This window comes from Haloplanus sp. GCM10025708 (assembly GCF_042663985.1).
In the GTDB taxonomy this organism is placed as follows: Archaea; Halobacteriota; Halobacteria; order Halobacteriales; family Haloferacaceae; genus Salinirarus; species Salinirarus marinus.
On sequence record NZ_JBHSZA010000011.1, the window covers coordinates 237,041 to 253,069 of the forward strand.

Sequence of the window (16,029 nt, forward strand, 5' to 3'; positions counted from 1 at the left end):
GAGGCCGCCGGTCCCGAGTCCGAGGACGTCGACACCGACGTCGAAATCGAGGAGGCGGAACCCGGCCGTCACCCGGACGCCGCCGAATCGGTGGACGTACTCAAGGGCATCGGACCGGCGTACGCCGAGCGACTGGGGGACGCCGACGTTTACACGGTGGGAGACCTGCGCGACGCCGACGCGGCCGAACTCGCGGCGGCGACCGATCTCTCCGAGACGCGCGTCTCGCGGTGGATCGAGCGAGCGAACGACTACTGTACCACGTGAACGGCTCGCTCGTCTCCCGCGACGAGGCGACGGTCGGGGTGACCGGCCGGGGTTCGCGCTCGGCGACGCCGTCACCGTGTCGAGTTTACGGCGGCGACCCGTTCGCGTGGGACGCCACCACCGACCTCGCGGACGCCCGGGTCGAACTCGAACACTACTGATACCGGCAGGCATTTGTTCCGACGCCGATTTTGCGACCACGAGAATGGACGACGAGAGCCGAGTTGCGCCGGTCGAAGACGTGCCCGACGACGGGACGCTCCTGTTCCGATTTCGGAACGGGGGCGACGTCACGGAAGCGATTCTGGCCCGGCTCGACGACGGATCCGTCGTCGCCTTCGAGAACTACTGTCCGCACTGGGTCGACGTCCGCCTCGACAAGGGATCGGGGGCGACGGTCCGGAACGGGGAACTGATCTGTCAGAAACACGGTGCGACGTTCGAGAAGTCGTCGGGCTGCTGCGATTTCGGCCCGTGCAAGGGCGCGACGCTGGCGACGGTCGACGTGACCGTCGAGGACGGGGCGGTGTATCTCGACGACAGCTACGAGTTCGTCGGCCTCGGCCCCGACGAGGACCGCGACCGGTCGTCGAGCAGCCGCATCGGCTTCTCGGGGTAACCTTTTGCCGTCCGATCGCAGACGTGCTTTCATGGCCGCCCAGCCCTCCCTCCCCAAGCGCATCGCTACGGCGTCCGGACTCCTCGCCGCGCTCGCCGGCCTCGCCGGGGCCGTCTCGATTCTGGACGTCTCTCCCCTCGTGACGCGGTACGTCTCGCGGTGGCGGGACGCCGTCGTTCAGGCCGTACGGAAGTCGGGCGTCGCGTACGCTCCCGACGTCGCGAGCGGTCCCTGGACGCTCCCGCCCCGACCGCGCTGTTGGTCATCTCCGCGCTGGCGGTGTTCGCCGTCCGGACGGATCGACGGTGGCTCGTCTGGACGCTCTCCGTCACGTCGACGGCGATCGCCGGCCTCGGGACGGTTTCGTTCGGTGCGTACTTCGCCCTGCCGGCGCTGTTGCTCCTCCTGACCGGCGTTCTCCTCTCGTTTACGCGGGGACGAGACGTGGCCGACCAGCCCGACGTCACCTTCTGAGCCGAGTACGCCCCGGGCGGTGCTCGGGCGTAGCGGTCGACCGGTCTCGTCGAGTGCGGCGGCTCTCGCCGACGGTCGTCTGTGTACAGGGAGACCGACGCGGAAACGCCGTCAGCGTCACCGCCTCGGGCGAACAGCAGCTACGCCTCACTGTTCGCCGGTGAGTGTCGGAGAAGTAGCGGGAAGTGGATTTGAACCACCGATCTCCGGGTTATGAGCCCGGCGGAATCTCCTGGCTATCCCATCCCGCTATCGGGTACAAATCGGGTCGCGGAGTTAAGGGTTGTGATTCGGGTACCGTATGGTAGTTTTCGGCGCGATTACACCCCTCTGGTGACGCGCCACGTGAACAGGCTCTCGGCGACGTAGTTGACGAACGTTCCCGCGCCGATGCCGACGACGTTGGCGACGACGAGCCACGTCCCCTCGCCGCCGACGGGCAGCGTCACCGGCAGGCCGGAGATGACGACGAAGACGGCGGTGGCGACGAGGACGCCCCCGCTCGGACGACGTTCGACCGGAGGAATCTCCCGGCGAACGCCCGTGCCCCCGCCGCGCCCTCCTCGGCGAACGTCCAGTGCTCGTTGATGAGGAACATCAGCACGATCGCGAGTTCCGCCCCGACGAGTTTCGACGCGCCGCGATAGACGCCGAACTGCGTCGTGAGAAGCACCACCGTCGCCGTGTCGAGGACGGCCCCCGCCGCGCCGACGGAGGCGAACTGCCCGAAGCGGACTCCCGAGAGGAGGGCGGTGAGCCGCCCCGAGTCGTTACTCATCGGTCGCCTCCACCGCGAGGCTGTCTATCAGTGCCGGCGGGCGTCGGCGTCGGACGTCGAGCAGCCGATGCAGCGGGTCGTTACGGAGGACGCGCGCCCGATGACGGGCGACGACCAACCCTCCCAAGTCGGAGCGTCGTCTCGACCGGCGACACCGTCGATTCGGGCTGGTCCTCCCAGACGACGGGTACCTCGACGACGCGACAGCCGACGGCGTCGGCCATGGCGAGCAGTTCGATGTCCCACGCGAAGCCGGGTTCGTGGAGGTGCGCGCGGACGCGTTCCCAGGCGTCGCGCGTGAGCGCCTTCGCGCCACACTGGTAATCGTAGAGCTGTACGTCCAGCAGCCTGCGTGCGAGCCACGCGAAGCCGTCGCCGAGATACCGACGGGCGAACGTCTGGTGGGATTTCACCGCCGCGTCGGGATGGCGGCGCGATCCGGTCGCGACGTCCGCCGCTCCGTCGACGACCGGTGCGACCACCTCGGCGAACGACGCCGCGGGCGTGCTCCCGTCGGCGTCGGCGAACGCGAGGACGTCCGTCCCGAGCGCTTCGAAGCCCGCGGTGATGGCCGCGCCCTTCCCGCGTCGGGCGGGTGCGACGTTCACCGCCGCCGGGAGCGAGTCGAGTCGCTCGACGGTTTCGGGGGTCGCCGCGTCGAGTTCGATGCGGATCTCCGCGGGATCCAGTCGCTCCCTGAGCGCGTCCACGTACGTCGTCAACCGATCGACGTCCGGCCGGTACGCCGGGATCACCACCCCCACGGAGCGCGTCATGCACGCTCCTTACGCGACGGCGATAAAAAAGCGTCCGACTCGCCCCGTCGACCACAAACGGTTTACGCGCGCTGTTCCGTTCCGTGAGGTGATGGAGTTCGGTCTCCTCGTTCGTTGGCTCGTCGTCTACGCGGCGCTGTTCGCCGTCGGACTCCCGGTGGCCGCGCGACTGCTCGCACCGCTGGCGACCCGCGGCGTCGGCTTCGCCCTCCCCGTCTCGCTCGTCGTCCTCACCACCGGCGCGTACTGGGTCGGACGCGTCACTTTCGGGCCGCTCGCGCTCGTCGCTGGCGGCTCGCTCCTGCTCGCGGTCGCCGCCGTCGCCGCGCTCGACTGGGGGCGCTCGCGGACCGGGAACTCGCGCTCGCACCCGCCGTCCGCGCGCTCGACGGGCGCCGACTCGCCGCGACGGCGGCCGTCTTTCTCGCCGGCTTCCTGTTGGTCGTCGCCGTCCGGGCGGTCGATCCGTCGGTGCAGCCACTCGGCGGCGAGAAGTTCCTCGACTTCGGCCTGTTGAAGTCGCTCTCGCGGACCACCCGGCTCCCGCCCGAGGACGTGTGGTTCGCTGGCGAACCCGTCCGCTACTACTACGGCGGCCACCTGATGACGACGCTGCTCGCCCGCCTCGCGGCGACGCCGCCGCGCTACGCGTACAACCTCGCGCTGGCGGGCTTTTACGCCTCGCTCGTCACTGCGGCCTACGACCTCGCCGGCGCGGTCGCCGACGAACGCGCCGGGTCGCCCCGCGTCGCCGGCCTGGTCGCCGTCTTCTTCGTCGGCGTCGCGAGCAACCTCGTCACCGCCGGGCGGTTCGTCCTCGGGGCGCTCCCGTCGCCGCTTCGGGAGTCCGTCGCCCGGGCGGTAGCCGATCGGACGCGCTACACCGTCGGCGAGGCGCTCTCGGGGCTCGGAACGTTCTCCTACTGGGACGCCAGCCGCGTCATCCCGGGAACGATAAACGAGTTCCCCTGTTCGCGTGGCTGAACGGCGACCTGCACGCCCACATGATGGGCACGCCGTTCCTGTTGCTCGCGGCCGCGCTCGGCTTCAGTTACTACCGGACGTCCGCGGCGCGGCGGACGCGGCGGCGCGTCCTCGTGTTTGCGGCCGTGCCCGTCCTCGCCGGGATGCAGGTGATCGTCGACACCTGGAGCTTCCCGTCGGTGTTCGGGCTCGCGTTCCTCGCGGTGACGTTCGCGCCGGCCGATCCGTGGACGCTGCTTCCGCGGTTCGTCTCCGCGCGCGTCGACGCGGCGGGCGACTCGCTCGCCGCCGAACTCCGGCGCGTCGTCGGGGCGGCCCTCGTCGTCGCCGTCGCGGGCGTCGTCGCCGCGCCGCTCGTCGGGTCGTTTCTCCTCGGTGCCGGCGGCGGGCGCGAGGTGGCGCTTCTCGCCGCCGGCGAGCGCAGTAGCCTCGGGGCACTCGCCCTCGTCCACGGGGCGTTCCTGCTCGCCTTCTACGCCTATCTCTTCGACCGCCTGCGCGTCGAGCGGATCTCCGCCCTGCTCGTCGCGCTGCCGTGCTGGCGGCCGTCTCGTTCGTCCACGACGCCGCCGTCCTCCTCGCCGTCGGCCCGCTCCTCGTCGTCGGCTGGGTCGCCCTCCGCATGGACCGTCCCGTCGGCTACGAGACGGTTCTCGTCGTCGCCGGCGCGGGACTCGTCACGCTCGTCGAGTTCGTCTACGTGAAAGAACAGGCCGGCCCCTTGCGCATGAACACCGTCTTCAAGACGTACATGCAGGTGTGGGTGCTCTGGGGGACGGCGATGGGTGCCGTCCTCCCGGCGTTCGTCCGCTGGCCGGGTGGGGTGTCCGTCCCGTCCGAGACGAGCCGCTATCTCCGGACCGCGTTCGCCGTCGCGCTCGTCCTCTCGACGGCGCTGTACGCCGGCCTCGCGCTCTCGGCGCACGTCGAGGGCGGACGCGCCGGCGGGCCGACCCTCGACGCGACGGCGTTCGTCGAGCGCGAACACCCCGACGAAGCGCCGGCGATTCGCCGCCTCGACCGTCTTTCGGGCCAGCCGAACATGATTTCGGCCCCCGCGACGCATCGCTATCCCGGTCCCGGCGGGTCCGCTCCCGCGCCGCCCGGAATGTACAGTTGGAACTCCAGTCCGGCGGCGAGTCTCACGGGCATCCCCACCGTCGCGGGCTGGCACCACGAGGTCGGCTACCGCGGTACCGAGGCGTACCTCTCGCGAGTCAGGGACGTCGACGCCATCTACACCGGTCGGACGGACCGGCGGATGGCACTCCTCGAAACGTACGACGTGGTGTACGTCTGGGTCGGGCCGGCCGAACGCGCGCGGTACGGGGACGTCTCCTTCGAGAATACGGCGGGCGTCGAGGTGTTCTACGAGACGGACGCGGTGACGATCTACCGCGTGACTTAGACGGCCAGTTCGCTTTTCGCCTCGACGACGTCGAGCGCGTCGGCGTCGATGGAGTCGACGTCGAGCCAGTGCGGGACGAACTGGCGTTTCTCGAAGGCCTCGCGCTCGTCCTCGGTGCCGATGGTACACCAGAGTTGCACCTCGTCGGGGCCGTGGTAGTCGCCCTGCCGCTGGATGGCGAAACAGATCTGTTCTTCCCCGTCGTACTCGATGATGGCACCCTTTCGGATGCCCGGGTCCCCCTGACGATGAGGCTCTGCATGCGTGCGCGTTCGACGAGTCCGGGCTTAATCGCTTCGGATTGTGTGCCGTGGAGCGGGGTACTGGAACTTCGACGTCTCTCGACTCTACTCCACGGTCGGCTCCTCACCGGCGCGATACCAAACGGGTTTTAACGACCGGTGTCCAAAACCGACCAAGGTAGATATCTATGCAGATGCCACGGCGTTTCAACACCTACTGTCCGCACTGCAACGCCCACCAAGAACACGAGGTGGAGAAAGTCCGCCGCGGACGCGAGACGGGGATGAAGTGGATCGACCGTCAGCGCGAACGCAAGCGGGGCCGCATCGGGAACTCCGGTAAGTTCTCGAAGGTGCCGGGCGGCGACAAGCCCACGAAGAAGACGCACCTGAAGTACCGCTGTTCGGACTGTGGCAAGGCGCACATGCGCGAAGGATGGCGCGCCGGCCGACTGGAGTTCCAGGAGTAACGATGGCCGGGAACTTCGTCCGCGTCCAGTGTGCCGACTGCGGTAACGAACAGGTCGTCTTCGGCAAAGTCTCGACGGCGGTCAACTGCGCCGTCTGCGGCAGCACCCTCGCTCGCCCCACCGGCGGTAAGACCGCCTACGAGGGCGACGTCGTCGAAACCGTCGAGGCGCGATAGACGGGTGGTACTCGCATGAAGTACAGTGGCTGGCCCGAATCCGGCGAACTCGTCGTCGGCAAGGTCGACGAGATCGCCGACTTCGGCGTCTTCATCGACTTAGAGGAGTACGAGGACAAGCGCGGCCTCGTCCACATCAGCGAAGTCGCGAGCGGCTGGATCAAGAACGTCCGCGACCACGTCAACGAGGGACAGACGGTCGTCGCGAAGGTGCTCGACGTCGACGAGAGCGCCCAGCAGATCGACCTCTCGCTGAAGGACGTCAACGAACACCAGCGCAAGGACAAGATCCAGGAGTGGAAAAACGAGCAGAAGGCGGACAACTGGATGAGCATCGCCTTCGGTGAGGACGTCTCCGACGAGCAGTACTCCGCCGTCGCCAACGCCCTGCTCGCCGAGTTCGAGACGCTCTACGACGCCTTCGAACGGGCGGCCATCCACGGGACGGAAGCGCTCGACGACGTCGACCTGAGCGAAGAGGAGATCGACGCCGTCGTCGAGGCGGCCCGCGAGAACGTCTCGGTGCCGTACGTCAACGTCACGGGCTACGTCGACATCCGCTGTCCGACCGGCGACGGCGTCGACCACATCCGCGAGGCGCTGAAGGCCGCCGAAGGCAACGGCGAGGTGTCGGAGGAGGTCGACCTCTCGGTCTCTTACGTCGGGGCTCCGGAGTACCGCATCAAGGTACGCGCTCCCGACTACAAGCTGGCCGAGACGGCGCTCGAAGACGCCGCCGACCGCGCTCGTGAGGCCATCGAAACCGTGGGCGGCTCCGCCCACTACCACCGCGAACGCGAAACCGAAGACGAATGAAATCCGACATCCGGGTGTGTTCGGCGTGGCGCGACTGCCACGAACGCCCGGTGTACACGCTTTCTGATACCTGTCCGAAATGCGGTGCGGAGGCCGTCAACAGCGCTCCGGCCCCGTTCAGCCCGGAGGACACCTACGGCGAGTACCGACGCGCTCTTAAACGCCGCGTCCGGGAGTAGGGCTATGGAAGAAATCGAGGTCGACGTCGTCGCGGAGCCGGACCTCTCCGACCCGGTCCTCGTCGAGGGGCTACCCGGCGTCGGTCACGTGGGAACGCTCGCCGTCGAACACCTGCTGAGGAGTTCGAGAGCGAACTCGTCTGTCGCGTCTTCGCCGACGAGTTCCCGCCACAGGTCACCGTCGACGACGGCGTGGCCGAGCTCGCCTGCGCGGAGTTTCACGCCGTCCAACTGGACGGCGTCGACCTCCTCGTGCTGACCGGCGACCACCAGGCCGGGAGCAACGCCGGCCACTACCACGTCACCGACGCCTTCCTCGACGTCGCCGAGGACTACGGCGTCGAACGGATATTCGCCCTCGGAGGCGTCCCGACGGGCGAACTCGTCGAGGAGTACCACGTCGTCGGCGCGGTGAGCGACGACGCCCTCGTTTCCGACCTGGCGGACGCGGGCGTGGAGTTCCGCGAGAACGAACCCGCCGGCGGCATCGTCGGCGTCAGCGGCCTGTTGCTCGGCCTCGGCGGCCGGCGCGGCCACGACGCGGCCTGTCTGATGGGCGAGACCAGCGGCTACCTCGTCGACCCCAAGAGCGCGCGGGCCGTCCTCGAAGTCCTGCAGGAGGTCCTCGACTTCGAGGTGGACTACGAGACTCTGGAGGAGCGCGCCGAGGAGATGGAGGAAGTCGTCGGGAAGATTCAGGAGATGCAGAGCCAGCAGGCGGCGGTGCCGACCGAAGACGACCTACGGTACATCGGCTGAGTCGGGCGAGCGATTCTTTAGCGCCCGCCGCCAACGGGGTGACGTGCCGGCAGACTGGCTCTCTCATCTCCCACCGTGGCTCGTCGTCGGCCTCGCGGTGGGCACCGTCGCGTCCGTCGCCGTCGCGGGCCTTTTCCTCGTCGCCGGTCGACTCTTCCCGGGTCCACAGACCGAACGGGGGCCGCGCGTCGACGGCGTGGCCCGCCGCCGGGCGGAGATCCGCGCCTATCTCCTCGGCGTCGGCGAGCGGTTCGTCGAGGACCGCGAGGTACACGGCAACCCCGTCGACTTCTACCTCCCCGAACGCGACGTCGCCATCACCTTCGACCCGCGGGCGTACTTCCGCATCGAACGCGCGGGCACGTACGCGGTCCTCTGCGAACACGAGATGCCGGCGTCGCAACTCGGCCGTCGACTCCCGTTCGACGTTCCGGAGCGGGCCGCCCGGGTCGACGCCGACGACCCGATCACGGCGGCGTTCCGGGCGCTCGGACTCCGCCGCTCCGCCGGCGTCGACGAGGTGAAAGCCGCCTACCGGGCGAAAGTCAAGGACGTCCACCCGGACCACGGCGGCGACCAGGAGTCGTTCCGCCGACTCCGCGAGGCCTACACGACGGCGAAAAAACACGCCGGGTGAGGGTCCCGTCGACGGGCGTGTTCGTCGTCCGCGTCCGAGCAGTTATCACGCCGCCGTGAGTCGTGTGAGACGTGACGACCGACGACACCGAACTGGTCCGGATCCTCGACGAGGACGGCGCGGTCGTCGAGGGGGCCGACGTGCCCGACCTCGACGACGAGACCCTCCTCGGCATCTACCGCGACATGCGGTTGACCCGCGAGTTCGACCGGAAGGCCATCAGCATCCAGCGGCAGGGCCGTCTCGGCACCTTCGCCTCCGCCGCTGGCCACGAGGGCGCACAGGTCGGCTCGACGTACGCCCTCGCCGACGACGACTGGATCCTCTATCAGTACCGCGAGCACGGGGCCGTCGTCGTCCGCGACCTGGATTCGTCGTACCTCGAATACTGGATGGGTCACGAACGCGGCAACGCGGCCCTCGCGGACGACAACGTCTTCCCCCTCAACATCACCATCGCCGACCACATCCCCCACGGCGTCGGGATGGCGTGGGCGTCGAAACTCAAAGGGGAGGAGAAGGCGTTCGTCGTCCACTTCGGCGACGGCGCGACGAGCGAGGGCGACTTCCACGAGGGATTGAACTTCGCGGGCGTCTTCGACACGCCGACCGTCTTCTTCTGTAACAACAACCAGTGGGCCATCTCCGTCCCGGCCGAACGGCAGACGGCGAGCGCGACGTTCGCACAGAAGGCGGAGGCGTACGGCTTCGAGGGCGTTCGCGTCGACGGGATGGACCCCTCGCGGTTTACGCGGTCACCCGCGACGCCGTCGAGAAGGCGAAGTCGCCCGAGGAGGACGAACTCCGCCCGACGCTGATCGAGGCGGTGATGTACCGCTACGGCGCGCACACGACGGCGGACGATCCGACGGTCTATCGCGACGAGGCGGAGGTCGAACGCTGGAAGCAACGCGACCCGATCCGGCGGTTCGAGGCGTATCTGGAGGGGACGGGGCGTCTCGACGCGGAACGCGCGGCCGCCATCGAGGCCGAAATCGAGGAGCGGGTCGCCGCCATCGTCGAGGCGGCGGAAGACGCCGAGCGGAACCCGGCGGAGATGTTCGACGACGCCTACGCCGAGTTACCGGACGAACTCCGCACCCAGCGCGAGGCGTTCCTCTCGTTGCTCGACGAGTACGGCGACGAGGCGTTCCTGCGCGACCACTGAGGACGGAACGGGACGGGAAGGGATTAGTCGCTCCCGTCGAGATGGTCGGTATGGAGACGACGGACGCCTTCCTCGGACTCGACTGTACGGCGACCGGCGAGCGCTACGATCCGTCCCACGTCGGGCGGAGCGACGCCGACGCGCCGCTCGATCCGGCCTACGACTACGACGCCGTCGACCCCGCGGCCCTGACCGCCGACGCCGACTCGATGTGGACCTACGACGCGCTCCTGCCCGTCTCGGTCGCCCGCGGCGTCTCGGCCGCCGAGGGGGCGACGCCGCTCGTTCCGGCAGACGAGTTCGCCGCCGATCTCGGGGTCGACCGCGTGTTCCTCAAAGACGAGGGGCGGAACCCGACCGGGACGGTCCTCGACCGGGGGCTGTCGCTCGCGGTGACGATGGGCCACGAACGCGGCGCGGACCTCTACGCGCTCGCGTCGCCGGGGAACGCCGGACAGTCCGCCGCCGCCTACGTCGAACGCGTCGGGGCGGACGTCTACGCCTTTCTCCCCTCGCGCGCCCCGTTCCCGAACAAGGCGATGGTGAACGTCCACGGCGGCGACATGCGCGTCGTCGGCGGCCGCTTCGCGGACGCCCGGTCGGCCCTCCACGAGAACCTCCAGACCGACTGGCACTCCCTTCAGGAGTTCACGACGCCGTACCGTCACGAGGGCGTCAAGACGCTCGCCTTCGAGGTGGTCGCGGACCTCGGCGACGCGCCGGACGCCGTCGTCGTTCCCACGAGTACGGGCGAGGTGCTGGCGGGCGTCGCGAAGGGCTTCCGAGAACTCCGGGCGGTCGGCGCGACGGACGCGCTCCCGCGCCTCTACGCCGCGCAGGCTGCGGGGTGTGCGCCCATCGTCGCCGCCCTCGAACGCGGCATCGACGACCCGGAACCGTGGGAACACCCCGACACCATCGCCGGCGAACTCGAGATCGCCGACCCGGCTGGCGGGCGGTTGGCGGTCCGGGCCGTCGACGAGTCCGGCGGCGACGGCGTCGCCGTCGACGACGAGGACGTCCTCGAAAGCGCCGTCGCCGTCACCCAGCGACTCGGGACCGAGGTGGGTGCGACGGCCGGTGCGGCCGCCTCGGGCGCGTGGGAACTCGCGGACGAGGCGTTCGACGCCGGCGACACCGTCGTCCTCGTCAACGCCGACGCGGGCGTCAAGACGGCCGACATCCTCCGGAGCCACCTGATGGGCAAGGGCGTCTGAGCGGGATTTCACACCGACGCAGTCGTATTCGAGACGACAAGCTTTTCTATTAGACTAGTCTAAACCAGGTATGCTAAGCGACGTCATGGAGGATTATCTCAAGGCCATCTACTCCTTACAGGCCGAACGCGGGCCGCCCGTCTCTACCTCGGCCATCGCCGAACAGATGGAGAAGACGCCGCCGACGGTGACGAGTATGATCGGGAAGCTCGCCGACCGGGGGTTTCTCGAACGCGAGAAGTACAAGGGGGTCGAACTCACGGACGAGGGAGAGGCGGTAGCGCTCGAAGTGTTGCGTCACCACCGACTGCTGGAGGCGTATCTGACCGAGCAACTCGACTACTCGTGGGCGGAGGTTCACGACGAGGCAGACGCCCTCGAACACCACATCAGCGAGGAGTTCGAACGCCGGGTCGCGGAGGCGCTCGGAAACCCGGACGTGGACCCACACGGCGACCCGATTCCGAGCGTCGACCTGGACCCGGTCGACCGCGCCGAGACGTCGCTCCTCGACGACCACGAGGTGGGTGACCGGGTCGTCGTCAGCCGCGTCAGCGACCGCGACCCCGCGGAACTCGACTACCTCGACGACGCCGGCGTCGTCCCGGGGACCGAACTCGTCGTCGTCGACGTCGCGCCGTTCGGGATGGTGACCGTTCGCGTCGGCGACGACGAGCAGAGTCTCCCCGAGTCCGTCGCGCGGACGATCCGCGTCCGCCCCGTCGCGGCCGAGGGCGACCCCGGAACGGCAGAGGAGGTGAACGGCGCGTGACCGGCTGGTTCGAAGTTCTCACCATCGCCTTCGTCGCGCAGTTGGCCGTCCTCCCGGGCGAGAAGGTGCAGTTCATCATCGCCGGCCTCTCGACGCGCTACAACCCGGCGCTCGTCGTCGCCGCCGCGGGGTCGGCTTTCGCCGGATGGACCGCGCTCGAAATCCTGTTCGGTCGGGCGCTCCAGCAGGCGCTCTCGCCGCTCGTCCTCGACGGGTTGACCGGCGCGCTCTTCTTGCTTTTCGCCGTGTTGCTCTTTCGCTCCGCGCCCGCCCGCGGCGCGCCGGCGGAGGCCGACGGCGGCATCACGGGCGTCGCCGACGACGTCGAGTTCCCGACGATCCTCGGCTACGACATCCCCGAGCGCTTCGGCGGCTTCCTCCCCATCTTCGCGATGATGGCGTTCGGCGAGTTCGGTGACAAGACCCAGCTCATCACTATCGGACTGGCGGTTCAGTACGGCGCGACGTCGGCCATCTGGGTCGGCGAGATGCTCGCCATCATCCCGGTGAGCATCGCCAACGCCTACTTCTTCCACCGGTTCTCCCACCGACTGAATCTCCGCAAGGCGCATCTCACCTCCGCCGCGCTCTTTGCCTTCTTCGCCGCGGACGTCGCCCTCAAACTCGTGACCGGCTTCTCGGTGTGGGAGCAGGCGGTGGCGACCGTCTCGAACGCGCTCCTCGCCGCGCTCTGAACGGGCGCGGCGCGCTGACTGGAAGGCTTTTCCACCCCCACAGCGTAGACCGCGGGTATGCCGAATCTCCTCCCGTCGCTCTTTGCGGGCGTCGTCTTCGGACTGGCGTTGGCCGCCCCGCCGGGACCGATGAACGCCGTCATCGCCGAGGAATCCGTCGTCAACGGGTGGACCGCCGGCTTCCGTGCCGGCCTCGGGGCGATGAGCGCCGACGCGACCTTCTTCGTCCTTGCCCTCCTCGGCGTCGTCACGTTCGTCGAGCAGTTCCCGACGGTACAGGCGCTCATGGTCGGCGTCGGCGGCTTCCTCATGCTCTATTTCGCCTACGGCGCGGTCCGCGAGGCGCGCGGCGAGTTCGTCCCCGACGGGGATCTCCCGACTGACGGCGGGCGAACGCCCCGAACGCGGGGGTTCAGGAAGGCGTTCGTCCTCGCGCTCACGAACCCCTATCAGATACTGTTCTGGCTCACGATCGGCGTCGGCCTGCTCCGGCCCGGTCGGGTGGACGTCCTCGGACAGACGCCCTACGTCGGCGAGTCGCTCGCCGGCCTGTTCGTCGTCCAGACCGGCAGCCCCGCGATGCTCGTCGGCTTTTTCCTCGGCATCCTCGTCTGGATCGCGTCGTTTCCGGCGGCGCTCCGGGCGGCCGAACGCCGCGTCGAGGCGTTCGCCCCCGCCGTCGCCGGCGCGAGCGCGCTCGTCCTCGCGGGCTTTGGCGTCCTCTTTCTCTCCGACGCCGCGCGGACGCTCCTCAGGCTGTTGCCGCCGAACGGCTCGTCGGCTCGGCCACGGATCGCTCGACCGACGGGCGACTCAGCGCCCGACCTACACGAAAGGGTTTCAACCGTCCCGCGAGAGATGCCGGTATGTTCGACAAGTCGACGTGGATCAGGCTCCCCGCAACGTCGTCGTCGGTCACGGCGTCATCGACGAGGTGGGAGAGGCCGTCGCCGACCTCGTCGTCTCCGGCCGGCCGCTCGTCGTCACGAGCCCGACGCCGAATCGGGTCGCCGGCGACCGCGTCCGTGCGCAGTTCGACGACCCGGCGACGGTCACCATCGAGAGCGCGAGTTTCGCGGCCGTCGAACGCGTCATCGACGCCGCCGAGGGCGAAGACGTCGCCTTCCTCGTCGGTCTCGGCGGGGAAGGCCATCGACGCCGCGAAGATGGCGAGCCACCGGCTCGGCTGCGGATTCGTCTCCGTCCCCACCGCCGCGAGCCACGACGGCATCGTCTCCGGCCGCTCCTCGATCCCCGAGGGCGACACCCGTCACAGCGTCGCCGCCGACCCGCCGCTGGCCGTCGTCGCCGACACCGAACTCCTGGCGGACGCGCCGTGGGAGCTCACCACCGCCGGCTGTGCCGACATCATCTCGAACTACACGGCGGTTCAGGACTGGCAGCTCGCCCACCGCCTCAAGAACGTCGAGTACTCGGAGTACGCGGGCGCGCTCTCGCAGATGACCGCCGAGATGCTCGTCGACAACGCCGGGTCGGTCAAACAGGGGTTAGAGGAGTCCGCCTGGTGGTCGTCAAAGCCCTCGTCTCCTCCGGCGTCGCCATGTCCATCGCGGGGTCGTCGCGCCCGGCCAGCGGGGCCGAACACCTCATCTCCCACCAGCTCGACCGGCTCGCCCCCGACGCCGCCCTCCACGGCCACCAGGTCGGCGTCGGCTCGCTCGTCACCGCCTACCTCCACGAGGGCGAGACGGGCCAGTGGCGCGACGTCCGGGACGCTCTCGGCCGAATCGGCGCGCCGACGACGGCCGCCGAGCTCGGCGTCGACGACGAGACGTTCGTCGAGGCGTTCACCACCGCCCACGCCATCCGCGACCGCTACACCATCCTCGGCAACGGCGTCAGCGAGGACGCCGCCATCGAAGCCTGCACCGTGACGGGCGTCATCTGACTCGGCGTCCGCCATCGCCCGCGGCGTCCCGTCGGGCGTCGTCTCCGACTCCCCGCGACGAAACCGAAGAGAGAATACGGCGTCGTCCCAACGGCCGGCTATGGCTTCTGCCAGTGTGAGCGGCCCTGCCAAGGACCACCCCGCGGCGGTCACGGCCGTTCTCTCCGTCGTCGGCTACGCGCTCGTCATCGGGACGTTCCTCGGCGTCGTTCCGGGGAGTGTCTTTCCGGACCTGACGCTCGCGGAGGTGAACGCCCTCTCCGACGCCATCGCCGTCGTCAACACCTGTGCGACGCTGGCCCTCGTCGCGGGGTGGCGGTGGATTCGACGCGGCGCGGTTCGGAAACACGCCGCCGCCATGAGCACTGCGTTCGTCCTCATTCTGGTCTTTCTCGTGCTCTACCTGACGAAAATCGGCGGTGGCGGCACGAAGGAGTTCGTCGGCCCGACGCTCGTCTACTACCCCTATCTGGCCATGCTCGCGGTCCACATCCTCCTCTCTATCGCCGCCGTCCCGGTCGTCCTCTACGCCGTCGTCCTCGGGGTGACGCACACGCCCGCGGAACTCCGGGAGACCGCTCACGCCCGCGTCGGCCGCGTCGCCGCTGGAACGTGGGTGCTCTCGCTCTCGATGGGCGTCGTCGCGTACCTCCTCTTGAACCACGTCTACGACTTCGAGTTCGTCGAGGCCGCGGCGACGATCGCCCTGCCGCTCTAAGGTCGGTATCCACCGACTTCGCCGCCGACGCCTACGAGTCGCGTCGTCGCCGGTCGCCGCGACCCGCCGAGTCGCTCCGTTCGACCGACGCCACCGGCGGGGAGTCGGCGAACTCTCGACCGTTCGCCGCTTCGTGAATCAACTCCTCGGCGTGGTCGATCGCCGCCTCGTGGTCCCGGTAGGTCGTCTCCGGGCCGACGGCGCGGCGCGTCCACGCGTTGTCCGTCGCCGCCCGCGTCGCCACGTCCACCCACCAGTAGAGCGTCAGATTCCGCGAGAACTCGGTGACGACGACTCGAACCGTCGCGTCGCCGTTCTCGTAGACGACGCGGGGGTCCTCGACGGTCACCGTCCACTCGTCGGGGAGGCAGATCTCGTACGGATCGGCAGCAGCCCTCGGTTCGGACGCCACGTCACGACTACCCGGCGGTCCCGAGTAACTGTTTTGCTTTCGCGGGACGCACGCTCGGTCCGAGGCGGTCAGTCGTCGTCCCGTCCGTCGGATCGGCCGACGACCAGCACCGGCACGTCGCTCCGGGCGAGGACGGACTCGGTCGTGCTGCCGAGGAGGGCCGTCCTGAACGCGGAGCGTCCCCGTGCGCCCATCACGACGACGTCCACGTCGTGCTCGGCGACGTACGCGAGGATCTCGTCCGGCGGGCTGCCCTCCGCGACGGCCGTGACGACGTCGACGCCGCTCGTCCGCGCTCGCTCGGCGATGGCGGCCGTCGCCTCGCTCCCCTCCTCGTGCAGGCGGACGCGCACCGTCTCCGGATCGACGATGGCGTTGTCGTAGCCCGTTCGCGTCTCGACGACGTAGAGGGCGTGCAGCGTCGCGTCGTGAGCGTCGGCGAGCGCGACGGCGTGGGCCGCCGCGTCGCCGGCGCAGTCGCTCCCGTCCGTCGTCACGAGGACATCCGTGTACTGAGACACGCGCGTCGATACGCCTCGCAGCGGGTAAAACT

At 69.2% G+C, this 16,029-nt stretch carries 18 protein-coding genes, 1 tRNA gene and 7 pseudogenes; 20 read left to right on the forward strand and 6 right to left on the reverse strand.

Features of this window, described 5'->3' with window-relative positions; all coding sequences use genetic code 11:
- Positions 1 to 90 precede the first annotated feature (90 nt).
- From ACFQJD_RS04230 to ACFQJD_RS04245, 4 genes are all read left to right on the forward strand, one after another.
- Entirely contained in the window at positions 91 to 267 is a 177-nt protein-coding gene (locus ACFQJD_RS04230) for a helix-hairpin-helix domain-containing protein (RefSeq protein ID WP_379796389.1), read from the forward strand.
- Positions 264 to 428 carry a hypothetical protein gene (locus ACFQJD_RS04235; RefSeq protein ID WP_379796391.1) on the forward strand — a complete coding sequence of 55 codons (165 nt, stop codon included), beginning with the start codon at positions 264 to 266 and terminating at the stop codon, positions 426 to 428. The genes ACFQJD_RS04230 and ACFQJD_RS04235 overlap by 4 nt, the downstream gene beginning before the upstream one ends.
- Positions 429 to 472: 44 nt before the next feature.
- Positions 473 to 886: a Rieske (2Fe-2S) protein gene (locus tag ACFQJD_RS04240; protein ID WP_379796393.1), complete on the forward strand. Its 414-nt coding sequence runs from the start codon at positions 473 to 475 to the stop codon at positions 884 to 886.
- Positions 887 to 1,144: 258 nt separating this feature from the next.
- Positions 1,145 to 1,360, forward strand: coding sequence for a hypothetical protein (locus tag ACFQJD_RS04245; RefSeq protein WP_379796395.1), 216 nt, complete (start codon positions 1,145 to 1,147; stop codon positions 1,358 to 1,360).
- A 176-nt stretch (positions 1,361 to 1,536) separates the two neighbouring features.
- Here ACFQJD_RS04245 and ACFQJD_RS04250 read toward each other — a convergent pair.
- The 3 genes and pseudogenes from ACFQJD_RS04250 to ACFQJD_RS04260 all read right to left on the reverse strand — a co-directional run bounded on the left by ACFQJD_RS04250 (position 1,537) and on the right by ACFQJD_RS04260 (position 2,914).
- Positions 1,537 to 1,611: transfer RNA gene (locus ACFQJD_RS04250), tRNA-Met, on the reverse strand.
- Between the two features lie 69 nt (positions 1,612 to 1,680).
- Positions 1,681 to 2,138: pseudogene (locus ACFQJD_RS04255) on the reverse strand (GtrA family protein).
- Positions 2,131 to 2,914: pseudogene (locus ACFQJD_RS04260) on the reverse strand (glycosyltransferase). Before ACFQJD_RS04260 ends, ACFQJD_RS04255 begins: the two co-directional pseudogenes overlap by 8 nt.
- Positions 2,915 to 3,005: 91 nt before the next feature.
- Here ACFQJD_RS04260 and ACFQJD_RS04265 point away from each other — a divergent pair.
- From ACFQJD_RS04265 to ACFQJD_RS04275, 3 genes and pseudogenes are all read left to right on the forward strand, one after another.
- Positions 3,006 to 3,431, forward strand: coding sequence for a hypothetical protein (locus ACFQJD_RS04265; RefSeq protein WP_379796397.1), 426 nt, complete (start codon positions 3,006 to 3,008; stop codon positions 3,429 to 3,431).
- Positions 3,353 to 4,353: pseudogene (locus tag ACFQJD_RS04270) on the forward strand (DUF2298 domain-containing protein); the annotation flags it as partial. The gene ACFQJD_RS04265 and the pseudogene ACFQJD_RS04270, both read left to right, overlap by 79 nt.
- Positions 4,354 to 4,433: 80 nt before the next feature.
- Positions 4,434 to 5,306, forward strand: a complete 873-nt coding sequence (locus ACFQJD_RS04275) for a DUF2298 domain-containing protein (RefSeq protein ID WP_379796399.1) — start codon at positions 4,434 to 4,436, stop codon at positions 5,304 to 5,306.
- On the opposite strand, the gene ACFQJD_RS04280 is transcribed toward ACFQJD_RS04275, so the two are convergent.
- Complete coding sequence (locus ACFQJD_RS04280; protein WP_379800391.1) at positions 5,303 to 5,536, reverse strand: HAH_0734 family protein; 234 nt, start codon at positions 5,534 to 5,536, stop codon at positions 5,303 to 5,305. The two genes, ACFQJD_RS04275 and ACFQJD_RS04280, sit on opposite strands and share 4 nt — an antisense overlap.
- Before the next feature lie 200 nt (positions 5,537 to 5,736).
- Between ACFQJD_RS04280 and ACFQJD_RS04285 the strand changes: the two genes are divergently transcribed.
- From ACFQJD_RS04285 to ACFQJD_RS04345, 13 genes and pseudogenes are all read left to right on the forward strand, one after another.
- The gene (locus ACFQJD_RS04285; RefSeq protein ID WP_379796401.1) at positions 5,737 to 6,018 is read left to right on the forward strand and encodes a 50S ribosomal protein L44e; all 282 of its coding nucleotides are present in this window, start codon (positions 5,737 to 5,739) and stop codon (positions 6,016 to 6,018) included.
- Positions 6,019 to 6,020: 2 nt separating this feature from the next.
- Positions 6,021 to 6,194, forward strand: a complete 174-nt coding sequence (locus ACFQJD_RS04290) for a 30S ribosomal protein S27e (protein WP_379796402.1) — start codon at positions 6,021 to 6,023, stop codon at positions 6,192 to 6,194.
- A gap of 15 nt (positions 6,195 to 6,209) precedes the next feature.
- Positions 6,210 to 7,010: a translation initiation factor IF-2 subunit alpha gene (locus tag ACFQJD_RS04295; RefSeq protein WP_379796404.1), complete on the forward strand. Its 801-nt coding sequence runs from the start codon at positions 6,210 to 6,212 to the stop codon at positions 7,008 to 7,010.
- Positions 7,007 to 7,189, forward strand: coding sequence for an RNA-protein complex protein Nop10 (locus ACFQJD_RS04300; RefSeq protein ID WP_379796406.1), 183 nt, complete (start codon positions 7,007 to 7,009; stop codon positions 7,187 to 7,189). The genes ACFQJD_RS04295 and ACFQJD_RS04300 overlap by 4 nt, the downstream gene beginning before the upstream one ends.
- 4 nt (positions 7,190 to 7,193) lie before the next feature.
- Positions 7,194 to 7,948 (forward strand): annotated as a pseudogene (locus ACFQJD_RS04305) (proteasome assembly chaperone family protein).
- 43 nt (positions 7,949 to 7,991) lie between these two features.
- Complete coding sequence (locus tag ACFQJD_RS04310; protein WP_379796408.1) at positions 7,992 to 8,585, forward strand: J domain-containing protein; 594 nt, start codon at positions 7,992 to 7,994, stop codon at positions 8,583 to 8,585.
- Between the two features lie 71 nt (positions 8,586 to 8,656).
- A pseudogene (pdhA, locus tag ACFQJD_RS04315) lies at positions 8,657 to 9,753 on the forward strand (pyruvate dehydrogenase (acetyl-transferring) E1 component subunit alpha).
- A 50-nt stretch (positions 9,754 to 9,803) separates the two neighbouring features.
- Positions 9,804 to 10,970 carry a pyridoxal-phosphate dependent enzyme gene (locus ACFQJD_RS04320; protein ID WP_379796409.1) on the forward strand — a complete coding sequence of 389 codons (1,167 nt, stop codon included), beginning with the start codon at positions 9,804 to 9,806 and terminating at the stop codon, positions 10,968 to 10,970.
- 70 nt (positions 10,971 to 11,040) lie between these two features.
- Entirely contained in the window at positions 11,041 to 11,742 is a 702-nt protein-coding gene (locus ACFQJD_RS04325) for a metal-dependent transcriptional regulator (protein ID WP_379796411.1), read from the forward strand.
- Positions 11,739 to 12,437 carry a TMEM165/GDT1 family protein gene (locus ACFQJD_RS04330; RefSeq protein WP_379796413.1) on the forward strand — a complete coding sequence of 233 codons (699 nt, stop codon included), beginning with the start codon at positions 11,739 to 11,741 and terminating at the stop codon, positions 12,435 to 12,437. Before ACFQJD_RS04325 ends, ACFQJD_RS04330 begins: the two co-directional genes overlap by 4 nt.
- A gap of 57 nt (positions 12,438 to 12,494) precedes the next feature.
- Positions 12,495 to 13,187, forward strand: a pseudogene (locus ACFQJD_RS04335) (LysE family translocator); the annotation flags it as partial.
- Positions 13,188 to 13,303: 116 nt separating this feature from the next.
- Positions 13,304 to 14,346 (forward strand): annotated as a pseudogene (locus ACFQJD_RS04340) (NAD(P)-dependent glycerol-1-phosphate dehydrogenase).
- Between the two features lie 100 nt (positions 14,347 to 14,446).
- Positions 14,447 to 15,064, forward strand: a complete 618-nt coding sequence (locus tag ACFQJD_RS04345; RefSeq protein WP_379796415.1) for a DUF420 domain-containing protein — start codon at positions 14,447 to 14,449, stop codon at positions 15,062 to 15,064.
- 31 nt (positions 15,065 to 15,095) lie between these two features.
- Here the strand turns inward: ACFQJD_RS04345 and ACFQJD_RS04350 are convergent, their stop codons facing one another.
- The gene (locus tag ACFQJD_RS04350) at positions 15,096 to 15,476 is read right to left on the reverse strand and encodes a hypothetical protein (protein ID WP_379796418.1); all 381 of its coding nucleotides are present in this window, start codon (positions 15,474 to 15,476) and stop codon (positions 15,096 to 15,098) included.
- A gap of 68 nt (positions 15,477 to 15,544) precedes the next feature.
- Entirely contained in the window at positions 15,545 to 15,997 is a 453-nt protein-coding gene (locus ACFQJD_RS04355) for a universal stress protein (RefSeq protein ID WP_379796420.1), read from the reverse strand.
- Positions 15,998 to 16,029: the final 32 nt, after the last annotated feature.

Bases quoted from the DNA above. Each gene is read 5' to 3' on its own strand.
- ACFQJD_RS04285 (WP_379796401.1), top strand. From the start codon at position 5,737: ATGCAGATGCCACGGCGTTTCAACACCTACTGTCCGCACTGCAACGCC.
- ACFQJD_RS04345 (WP_379796415.1), top strand. From the start codon at position 14,447: ATGGCTTCTGCCAGTGTGAGCGGCCCTGCCAAGGACCACCCCGCGGCG.
- ACFQJD_RS04265 (WP_379796397.1), top strand. From the start codon at position 3,006: ATGGAGTTCGGTCTCCTCGTTCGTTGGCTCGTCGTCTACGCGGCGCTG.
- ACFQJD_RS04300 (WP_379796406.1), top strand. From the start codon at position 7,007: ATGAAATCCGACATCCGGGTGTGTTCGGCGTGGCGCGACTGCCACGAA.
- ACFQJD_RS04295 (WP_379796404.1), top strand. From the start codon at position 6,210: ATGAAGTACAGTGGCTGGCCCGAATCCGGCGAACTCGTCGTCGGCAAG.
- ACFQJD_RS04240 (WP_379796393.1), top strand. From the start codon at position 473: ATGGACGACGAGAGCCGAGTTGCGCCGGTCGAAGACGTGCCCGACGAC.
- ACFQJD_RS04290 (WP_379796402.1), top strand. From the start codon at position 6,021: ATGGCCGGGAACTTCGTCCGCGTCCAGTGTGCCGACTGCGGTAACGAA.
- ACFQJD_RS04320 (WP_379796409.1), top strand. From the start codon at position 9,804: ATGGAGACGACGGACGCCTTCCTCGGACTCGACTGTACGGCGACCGGC.
- ACFQJD_RS04325 (WP_379796411.1), top strand. From the start codon at position 11,041: ATGCTAAGCGACGTCATGGAGGATTATCTCAAGGCCATCTACTCCTTA.